This window comes from Streptomyces sp. NPDC054863 (assembly GCF_053610825.1).
The window spans coordinates 1-9,090 of sequence record NZ_JBSGZD010000313.1 but is presented as its reverse complement, the minus strand read 5'-3'; the positions used below and the strand labels follow the sequence as shown (position 1 = coordinate 9,090).

Below are 9,090 nucleotides of genomic sequence, written 5' to 3'. Positions count from 1 at the left end.
GCCCCCATGGACCTCTACATCGAAGCCCCCGACGACCTCGGCGGCTACATCCGCATGTACGAAACAGCCGAACTCATCCGACGCGGCGCCCCCCTCTACCTGAAGTTCGGGCTGAGCCGCTCCCCGGGCATCTACCCCAACGGCGCCCAACTGCGCGACACCACGCTTGCCTCCGCCCGCGAGCGGGTACGGCGTGGACGGCTCGTACTGGACCTGCTCGCCCGGCACGGGGCCGACGGCGGAATGTCACCGCTCGGCTCCCGCGACCCCGGTGAGCTGCGCCGCTTCCCCGTGGCGCCCGCCATCCCCGTACCGGAAGGAGATTGATCCGATACGCACCCGCACGCAGGCCCGCGCCACCCGCGCCAGGGTCCTCGGCCGGCCGACCCCAACTTCGAACTCGAAGCGATCGCCGCCCAGTTCATCGGCGGCCTCGTCATCGGCGGCCTCGTCCTCGGCAGCTTCGACGTACGGAACAAGCGCAAGACGGGTCGCCGGCCCTCCACGCCCCCACCCCTTCTCCGAAAGGCACGGCCATGGACATGAGCACAAACAGAAGGACGGTACTCGCCGCCGCGGCGGCAGCGGGCCTCACCGCCGCCACCTCGGGCACCTCGCACGCGGCCCCGCACGCACCTTCCCCCGCCCGGAAGAACAGGCACCTCGTGAAGCCCACCCGCGCCTCCTTCGGCACCCTCCCCGACGGCACCCGAGTCGACCGCTGGACCCTGGAGAACGGCGGAACCCGCCTCAAGGTCCTCTCCTACGGCGGCATCGTCCAGTCCCTCGAACTCGCCGACCGCCGCGGCGCGTACGCCAACGTCTCCCTCGGCTTCGACCACCTCGACGGCTACCTCACCGCGACCACCTTCTTCGGCGCGCTGATAGGCCGCTACGGAAACCGCATCGCCAAGGGCCGCTTCACCCTCGACGGCCGCACCCACCAACTCTCCGTCAACGACAGCGAGAACAGCCTGCACGGCGGGGCCCAGGGCTTCGACAAGCGGATGTGGGACGTGGAACCGTTCGCCGACCCTTCTTCCCACGAAGTGGGCCTCCACCTCCACCGGGTCAGCCCGGACGGTGAGATGGGCTACCCCGGAACCCTCCGCGTGAAGGTCACCTACACCCTCACCGGGCGCGGCGACTGGCGCATCGACTACACGGCCACCACCGACAAGGCCACCGTCGTCAACCTCACCAACCACACCTACTACAACCTCGCCGGCGAGGGCACCGGCGACATCCTCGACCACCAACTCACCTTGAAAGGAAGCAGGTTCACCCCGACCGACGCCGGCCTGATACCCACCGGCAAGCTGTCCAGGGTCGCGGGCACGCCCTTCGACTTCCGTACGGCGAAGACCGTCGGCGAGGACATCCGCGCCTCCCACCCCCAGCTCGTCACCGCGAAGGGCTTCGACCACAACTGGGTGCTGGACAAGGGCATCACCGCCCGCCCGGAGCACTTCGCCACCCTGCGCGACCCGGGTTCCGGGCGCACCATGCGCATCGCGACGACGGAGCCCGGCGTGCAGTTCTACTCGGGCAACTTCCTGGACGGCACGCTGACCGGCCCCTCGGGACGCACCTACCGCCAGGGCGACGGCCTCTGCCTGGAGACCCAGCACTTCCCGGACTCGCCGAACCACCCGGCGTTCCCGTCGACGGTGCTGCGCCCGGGGCGTACGTACCGCTCGACGACCGTGCACAGCTTCTCGGCGCGCTGACCGACTCCGTACTTCACCACTCGCCGCTTCCCTGCTTCGCCGCTTCTCCGCGATGCCGGAGCGCCCGCGCCCGCGCCCCGACCGGACCTGTCCCGGTCGGGGCGCACACGCGTGAGAGTCCCGCCCGGCCGCACGCTGCTGCTACGCACCCCGACGGACGCCCGACGGCCATCGCTCGCCGCGCTCGTGGCCCTGCTCACCGTCCGGAGCGTGCTCCCAGGCCCAGGACGCCCAGCGAGGCCAGCACCAGCACTGCCGTCAGCAGGCGCAGCAGCGCGTTGCGCAGTACAGGTGGTACCAGTGCGGGCAGCAGGTGGCAGCGCAGTACGTGCCACTGCCCGCCGCCCAAAGAGACCGCCGCCGTCACGTGCCCGGCGGCCCGCCCCGGCACCCATATAGGGCAAGCCTTACCGAACCTGCGGCGGGTCGGTGAAGACTCAACCGCCTGCGTTCCCCTGCCTCCGCGTGCCGCCCGTGCGCCCCTCGGCGCCCGTGATCTCAGGGCGCGGGGGCGCCGTGCTCTTGCGGACCACGAGGCTGGTGGCCAGTTCGAGGCGGGTGGTCACCGGTTCCTGGTCGCGCAGGCGCATGATCATCTGCACCGCTTCCTCCGCCATCTCCCGCAGCGGCTGGTGCACCGTCGTCAGGGCCGGGCTCGACCAGCGCGCCACCGGCACGTCGTCGTAGCCGACCACCGAGAGGTCCTCGGGCACCCGTAGGCCACGGATCCTGGCCGCCTCCAGGACACCGAGGGCCTGAAGGTCGCTGCCCGCGAAGACGGCCGTGGGCGGCTCGGGCAGATCGAGGAGTTCGAGGGCCTGCTCGAAGCCGCCCTCCACGTGGAAGTCGCCGTAGCGCACGAGGTCGGGATCGGCCGGGATGCCCGCCATGCCGAGTGCGGAGCGGTAGCCGTCGAGGCGGGCGTGGGAGCAGAGCATGTCGTCGGGGCCGGTGATGATGGCGATGCGGTGGTGGCCGAGTTCGACCAGGTGACGGGTGGCGACCCGGCCCCCGTTCCAGTTCGCCGAACCGACCGACGGGACGTCCGGATCGGGATCGCCGGCCGGGTCCACGATGACGAACGGGATGGAGCGCGACCACAACCGCTGCTTGACCTCGGCGGGCAGCGCCGAGAAGACGAGCACCACGCCGCGCGGCCTGCGCTGCATGACCGCGTCGATCCAGTCAGGGGCGGGGGCCTGCCGGGTGCCGCTCTCGGTCAGCACGACGGCGACCCCGTGCGCCTTGGCGACGTTCTGCACGCCCCGGATCAACTCCATCGCCCAGATGCTGTCGAGCTCGTGGAAGACCAGCTCGACGAGCGGCGCCTCGCGGGCCGCCCGTGTCGTACGCCGGTAGGAATGCGCCTCCAGGAGCCGCTCGACCTTGACCCGGGTCGGGGCGGCCACGTCCTGCCGCCCGTTGAGCACTTTCGAAACTGTCGAGATGGAGACGCCCGCCTTCTCGGCCACCTCGGCCAGGGTGATGCGGCCGAACTCCTCGTCATCGCGCATGCCTTGGAGCATAAGGCACGGTCAGTCCGCGGTCAGCCCTCCCTGCATCGTAACGCTTTGATAACGCGAGGGAGCGGGGTTGACCGCCCCCCGACCGAGATCTAGCGTCCCGACCCATGAGTTTCGGTGACATTGCCGAAACAGTTTCGAAAGGCGAGGCGATGACTCAACGCGCACGGCTGCCGAAATCGGTCGCAGCGGGCGGCGGCGCCCTGGCCCTGCTGCTCGCCCTGTCCGGGTGCGGCGGCGGCTCCGCCGCGGCGGGCGACGACGGGAAGATCCATGTCCTGGTCTACGGGGACGCCGGGAACAAGGTCGAGAAGCAACTGATCGACACCTTCAACAAGACGTCGAAGGTGAAGGCCGTCCTGGACACCATCCCCGGCGCCGACTACCAGTCGAAGCTGCAGACGACCATCAACAGCAAGCAGGCGCCCGACGTGTTCTTCCACTGGGGCGGCGGCAGCATCAAGCCGTTCGTCGACGCGGACCTGCTGATGCCGCTGGACGACTTCATCGCCAAGGACCCCGGCCTGAAGTCGAAGTTCCTGCCCTCGGTGTTCAACAGCTCGGTGATCGGCGGCAAGGCGTACGGCGTTCCCATGCGCGGCACCCAGCCGGTGCTGTTCTTCCACAACAAGAAGGTCCTCGACGCCGCGGGCGTGCAGCCGCCCAGGACGTGGGACGAACTCCTCGCCGCCGTCAAGGCGTTGAAGGCGAAGGGCGTCACACCGATCGCGCTCGGCGGCGGCGACCGCTGGCCGACCCTGATGTGGTTCACGTCCCTCTACGACCGCGTCGCCGGACCCGGCCTGTTCCAGAAGGCCATCGACGGGGACAAGTCCGCCTGGGAGAGCGCCGACAGCAGGAAGGCGCTCGGGATGATCAGGCAGTTGGTGGACGCGGGGGCGTTCGGCACGAACTTCGACTCCGTGAAGTTCACCGACCAGGGCTCCCCCACCCTGCTCGCCACCGGCAAGGCCGCGTTCGAACTGATGGGTTCGTGGGCGTACGCCACGCAGCAGGACTCCCACCCCGAGTTCGCGAAGAAGGGCCTCGGCTACACCCCCTTCCCGACCGTCCGGGGCGGCAAGGGCGACGCGGGCAACCTCGTCGGCAACACCAACAACTTCTACTCCGTCCTGAAGAAGACCACGTACCCCGAGGCCGTCGCCGACTTCCTGAAGCTCCAGTACTCCGACGAGTTCGTGAAGGCGCAACTGGCCATCGGCAATCTGCCCACCACCACCAGCACACCCGACTTCCTGGCCGGGGCCGCGAGCCCCGGCTACGCGAAGTTCCAGTACGACCTGGTGAAGAAGGCGCCCTCGTTCCAGCTGTCGTGGGACCAGGCCTATCCGCAGTCCGCGTCGACCTCGATGCACCAGGCCGTCCAGCAGTTCTTCAACGGGCAGCTGGACGAGGGCGGTTTCATCAAGGCGATGCAGGCCCTGCCGACCTCATGAACACCAAGACCCTCGTCAGGGGCGGACAGGCAACGCCCGCCCGCCGCCGTGACGGCGCCGGTGCGGGCCGGGGCGACGCGGCCGGGGTGGGCCGTCCCGGCTTCGGCTGGGCGGTCCCCGCCGCGATCTTCTTCGGACTGTTCGCCCTCGTGCCCCTCGTACTGGTCGCCGTTCTCTCGTTCGCGACGTGGAACGGCCTGAGCGACCCGGAGTTCGCCGGGCTCGACAACTGGAAGAAGCTGTTCGAGGATCCGGTCCTGCTCAAGAGCCTGGGGCTGAGCGTCCTGCTGACCGTGCTCGGTGTCGCCGTCCAGACCCCGCTGAGCCTGCTCCTCGGTGTCTGGGCGGCCGGCCACCAGCGCAACCGGGCCGTCCTGTCCGCCCTCTACTTCGTACCGCTGCTGCTGTCGGTGGCCGCCGTCGCCGTACTGTGGCGGGCGGTCCTCGACCCGAACTTCGGCGTACCGTCGCAGGCCGCCTGGCTGTTCGGCGACGGCAACCTCTTCGGCCACCAGGCCGGCGCGATCGGCGTGCTCGTCCTCGTCAGCACCTGGCAGTTCACCCCGCTGCACACGCTGATCTACCAGGGCGCCGCCCGCGCCATCCCCCAGGTCCTTTACCAGGCCGCGCAGATCGACGGCGCGGGCACCGTCCGCCAGTTCTTCCACATCACCCTGCCGCAGTTGCGCAACAGCATCATCACCTCGACGATCCTGATGGTGGTCGGCGGCCTCACCACCTTCGACACCGTCCTGATCCTCACCCAGGGCGGCCCCGGCACGGACACCACCATCAGCGCGTACTACATGTACCAGAAGGCCTTCAAGAGCTTCGACTACGGGACGGCGTCCGCCATCGGGCTGCTCCTGGTCCTCGTCGCCACGGTCATCTCGCTGGCCATGGTGCGCCTGTCGGGCTACGACAAGATGCGCAGCACGATGGAGGGCCTGTGACACCCGTCGAGACCCGGACGGCGACACCCGCCATAACGCGGCCACGCCGTCGCGAACGGCCCAACTACCTTGCCGGATTCGGGTCGTTGATCTGGCTGTTCGTGGTCGGGCTGCCCTTGTACGTGATGCTGGTCGCCGCGTTCCAGACGCGCGCCGGCTACGGCGCCGGCGGCCCCCTGTCCCTGCCGGAACACTTCACGCTCGACAACTACCTCAATGTCTTCAGCAACGGCTTCGGCCAGTACTTCGTCAACACCGTCGTCGTCACCGTCTGCGTGGTCGGCCTCGTCCTGCTGCTCGTGCCGCCGCTGGCCTACGCGATCGTACGGGGCCGGGGCCGGCCGATCAGCGGCGTCTTCCGGCTGTTCCTGCTCGGCCTCGCGATCCCCGCGCAGGCCGTCATCGTCCCGATGTTCTACGTGATCAGCGAGGCGGGACTCTACGACAACCTGATCGGCGTCATCCTGCCGACGGCCGCGTTCGCGATGCCCGTGTGCACCCTCATCCTGACCGGGTCGATGCGCGACATCACCCCGGAGCTGTACGAGGCGATGACGGTGGACGGCGCGTCGCCGCGGCGGATCTTCTTCGGCCTGGTGCTTCCGCTCTCCCGCGGCGGCCTGTCCACGATCGTCGTCTTCTCCGCCCTCCAGGCGTGGAACGGCTTCCTCTTCCCGCTGGTCCTCACCCAGTCCGCGAGCACCAAGGTCATCACCATGGGTCTCTACGACTTCCAGACGGAACACGGCGTCGACATCCCGGGCCTGCTCGCCGCGGTGGTGCTGTCCATGCTGCCCATCCTGATCGTCTACCTGTTCGCCCGTCGTGCCCTGGTCCAGGGGCTGATGGGGGTCGGAGGAAAGTGAGCGACCACATGGCCGTACCGGCCGAAGAAGGCGACCTGGCCGAAGAGACCGGACTGACCGAAGAGACCGGCCTGGCCGCAGAGACCGGCCTGGCCGCGGAGACCGATGCGGCGCGCGTGCCGCCCTGGCGCGACGCGCGCCGCAGTGCCGGGGCCCGTGCCGACGCACTGCTCGCCGAGATGACCCTGGAGGAGAAGACCGCCCAGCTCTACGGCGTGTGGGTGGGCGCGTCCGCCGAGGGCGGCGACGTCGCCCCGCACCAGCACGACATGGAGGAGCCGGTCGACCTCGACGAGCTGCTTCCGTACGGGCTCGGCCAGTTGACCCGCCCGTTCGGCACGGCGCCCGTCGACCCCGCCCTCGGCGCCCTGTCCCTGGCCCGCACCCAGCGCCGCATCATGGCGGCGAACCGGTTCGGGATCCCGGCGCTCGCGCATGAGGAGTGCCTGGCCGGATTCGCCGCATGGGGCGCCACCGCGTACCCCGTCCCGCCCGCCTGGGGCGCCACGTTCGATCCGGACCTGGTACGGCGGATGGCCGAGGCGATCGGCCGCGACCTGCGCTCGGTCGGCGTGCACCAGGGACTCGCCCCGGTCCTGGACGTGGTGCGCGACGCCCGCTGGGGGCGCGTCGAGGAGACCATCGGCGAGGACCCCTACCTCGTCGGCACGGTCGCCGGCGCGTACGTACGGGGCCTGGAGTCGGCCGGGATCGTCGCCACGCTCAAACACTTCGCCGGATACTCCGCCTCGCGCGCCGGACGCAATCTCGCCCCGGTGTCCATGGGCGCGCGGGAACTCGCCGACGTGGTGCTCCCGCCGTTCGAGATGGCCGTGCGCGAGAGCGGCGTACGGTCCGTGATGCACGCCTACACCGACATCGACGGCGTGCCGTCCGCCGCCGACGAGCCGCTGCTGACCGGGCTGCTGCGGGAGACCTGGGGCTTCGAAGGGACCGTCGTCGCGGACTACTTCGGCATCGCGTTCCTCAAGGCGCTGCACGGCGTGGCCGGCACCTTCGGCGAGGCGGCGGGCGCCGCGCTCGCCGCCGGCGTCGACGTCGAACTGCCCACGGTGAAGACGTTCGGCGCGCCCCTGCGCAAGGCGGTCGCCGACGGCTCCGTACCGGAATCCCTCGTGGACCGCGCGGCCCGCCGGGTCCTCGTCCAGAAGATCGAGCTGGGGCTGCTGGACGAGGGCTGGGACCCCACCCCGCCCGCCCTGGCGTCGGTCGGCGCCGAGAGCGTGCGCGGCAGCGTCGACCTGGACACCGCGCCCCACCGCGCGCTGGCCCGCCAGGTCGCCGAGGAATCGGTGGTGCTGCTCGCCAACGACGGCACCCTGCCGCTGGCGCCCGCCGCTCCGGCCCGCATCGCCGTGATCGGCCCCAACGCCGACACCCCGATGGCCGTGCTCGGCTGCTACTCGTTCCCGGTGCACGTCGGCAGCCGTACCCCCGGCACCCCGCACGGCATCCGACTCCCCACCCTGTACGAGGCGTTGACCGCCGAGTTCCCGCACAGCGAGGTCGTCACCGCGTCCGGTCTCGCCGAGGCGGACACCCACGGGACCGAGGGCTTCGCGGCCGCCGTCGACCTGGCACGCGGGGCCGATCTGGTCGTCGCCGCGCTCGGCGACCGGGCCGGACTCTTCGGGCGCGGCACCAGCGGCGAGGGCTGCGACGCCGCGTCCCTCTCCCTGCCGGGCGCCCAGGAACAGCTCCTCGACGTGCTCCTGGACACCGGCACAGCGGTCGTCGTGACGCTGCTCGCGGGGCGGCCGTACGCTCTGGGGCGCGCGGCCCGCGAGAGCGCGGCACTGGTGCAGACCTTCTTCCCCGGCGAGGAGGGCTCGACCGCCCTGGCCGGTGTGCTCAGCGGGCGGGTACGTCCCTCCGGGCGGCTGCCCGTCAGCGTGCCCGGCGGGCCGGGTGCGCAGCCGTCCACGTATCTCGCTCCCCGCCTGGGCCGGGCCACCGAGGTCTCGAACCTCGACCCGACCCCGGCCTTCGGCTTCGGCCACGGGCTGACGTACACCACGTTCAGCTGGAGCGAGCTGGAGGTGGGCAGCCAACTCGCCGCCACCGACGGCGAGTTCGAGCTCGCCTGCACCGTGCGCAACACGGGCGCGCTGCCCGGGACCGAGGTTGTCCAGCTGTATCTGCACGACCCGGTCGCGTCCGTGGTGCAGCCGGTGCAGCGGCTCGTCGGCTACCTGCGCCTGCCGGAACTGGCGCCGGACGAAGCCGTACGGGTCCGGGTGCGCGTGCCTGCCGACCTCGCGTCCTTCACCGGGCGTGCGGGCCGGCGGCTCGTCGAGCCCGGGGAGCTGGAGCTGCGGTTGAGCGCGTCGAGCACCGACCGGCGGCTGACGGCGCGGGTCACTCTCACCGGCCCGTCGCGCGAGGTCGACCACCGGCGCTCTCTGCACGCGCACTTCGCGGTGGAAGCGGTGCCGCGGGCGTGACAGTGTCGCGGGAGTGGCGGTGCCGCGGGAGTGGCGGTGCCGCGGGAGTGACGGTGCCGCGGGCGTACCAGAGTGACGTGCCCGGCCGTTCGTCAG

General features: G+C 70.8%; 7 protein-coding genes and 1 pseudogene. 6 read left to right on the top strand and 2 right to left on the bottom strand.

The genetic code is table 11. From position 1 onward, the window contains the following. Both ACWGIG_RS33375 and ACWGIG_RS33370 read left to right on the top strand, forming a co-directional pair. A pseudogene (locus ACWGIG_RS33375) lies at positions 1–327 on the top strand (hypothetical protein); the annotation flags it as partial. 215 nt (positions 328–542) lie between these two features. Then, on the top strand, positions 543–1,730 hold the full coding sequence (locus ACWGIG_RS33370; protein WP_453325436.1) for an aldose epimerase family protein: 1,188 nt from the start codon (positions 543–545) through the stop codon (positions 1,728–1,730). A gap of 196 nt (positions 1,731–1,926) precedes the next feature. Here ACWGIG_RS33370 and ACWGIG_RS33365 read toward each other — a convergent pair whose 3' ends face one another. Both ACWGIG_RS33365 and ACWGIG_RS33360 read right to left on the bottom strand, forming a co-directional pair. Further along, positions 1,927–2,121 (bottom strand): ABC transporter permease subunit, encoded by a 195-nt coding sequence (locus tag ACWGIG_RS33365; protein WP_453325435.1) that lies wholly within the window; start codon positions 2,119–2,121, stop codon positions 1,927–1,929. A gap of 46 nt (positions 2,122–2,167) precedes the next feature. Further along, on the bottom strand, positions 2,168–3,256 hold the full coding sequence (locus ACWGIG_RS33360) for a LacI family DNA-binding transcriptional regulator (RefSeq protein ID WP_453325434.1): 1,089 nt from the start codon (positions 3,254–3,256) through the stop codon (positions 2,168–2,170). Between the two features lie 149 nt (positions 3,257–3,405). Between ACWGIG_RS33360 and ACWGIG_RS33355 the strand changes: the two genes are divergently transcribed. From ACWGIG_RS33355 to ACWGIG_RS33340, 4 genes are read left to right on the top strand one after another with little or no spacing between them, the layout of a single operon-like run. Then, on the top strand, positions 3,406–4,710 hold the full coding sequence (locus ACWGIG_RS33355) for an ABC transporter substrate-binding protein (protein ID WP_453325433.1): 1,305 nt from the start codon (positions 3,406–3,408) through the stop codon (positions 4,708–4,710). Next, the gene (locus tag ACWGIG_RS33350) at positions 4,707–5,663 is read left to right on the top strand and encodes a carbohydrate ABC transporter permease (RefSeq protein WP_453325432.1); all 957 of its coding nucleotides are present in this window, start codon (positions 4,707–4,709) and stop codon (positions 5,661–5,663) included. The genes ACWGIG_RS33355 and ACWGIG_RS33350 overlap by 4 nt, the downstream gene beginning before the upstream one ends. Beyond that, complete coding sequence (locus ACWGIG_RS33345; RefSeq protein WP_453325431.1) at positions 5,660–6,529, top strand: carbohydrate ABC transporter permease; 870 nt, start codon at positions 5,660–5,662, stop codon at positions 6,527–6,529. The genes ACWGIG_RS33350 and ACWGIG_RS33345 overlap by 4 nt, the downstream gene beginning before the upstream one ends. After that, complete coding sequence (locus tag ACWGIG_RS33340; protein ID WP_453325430.1) at positions 6,526–8,994, top strand: beta-xylosidase/alpha-l-arabinosidase; 2,469 nt, start codon at positions 6,526–6,528, stop codon at positions 8,992–8,994. Before ACWGIG_RS33345 ends, ACWGIG_RS33340 begins: the two co-directional genes overlap by 4 nt. Positions 8,995–9,090: the final 96 nt, after the last annotated feature.

Excerpts from the sequence above, each read along its gene's own strand:
- ACWGIG_RS33370 (WP_453325436.1), top strand. The coding sequence starts at position 543 with ATGAGCACAAACAGAAGGACGGTACTCGCCGCCGCGGCGGCAGCGGGC.
- ACWGIG_RS33350 (WP_453325432.1), top strand. The coding sequence starts at position 4,707 with ATGAACACCAAGACCCTCGTCAGGGGCGGACAGGCAACGCCCGCCCGC.
- ACWGIG_RS33355 (WP_453325433.1), top strand. The coding sequence starts at position 3,406 with ATGACTCAACGCGCACGGCTGCCGAAATCGGTCGCAGCGGGCGGCGGC.
- ACWGIG_RS33360 (WP_453325434.1), bottom strand. The coding sequence starts at position 3,256 with ATGCTCCAAGGCATGCGCGATGACGAGGAGTTCGGCCGCATCACCCTG.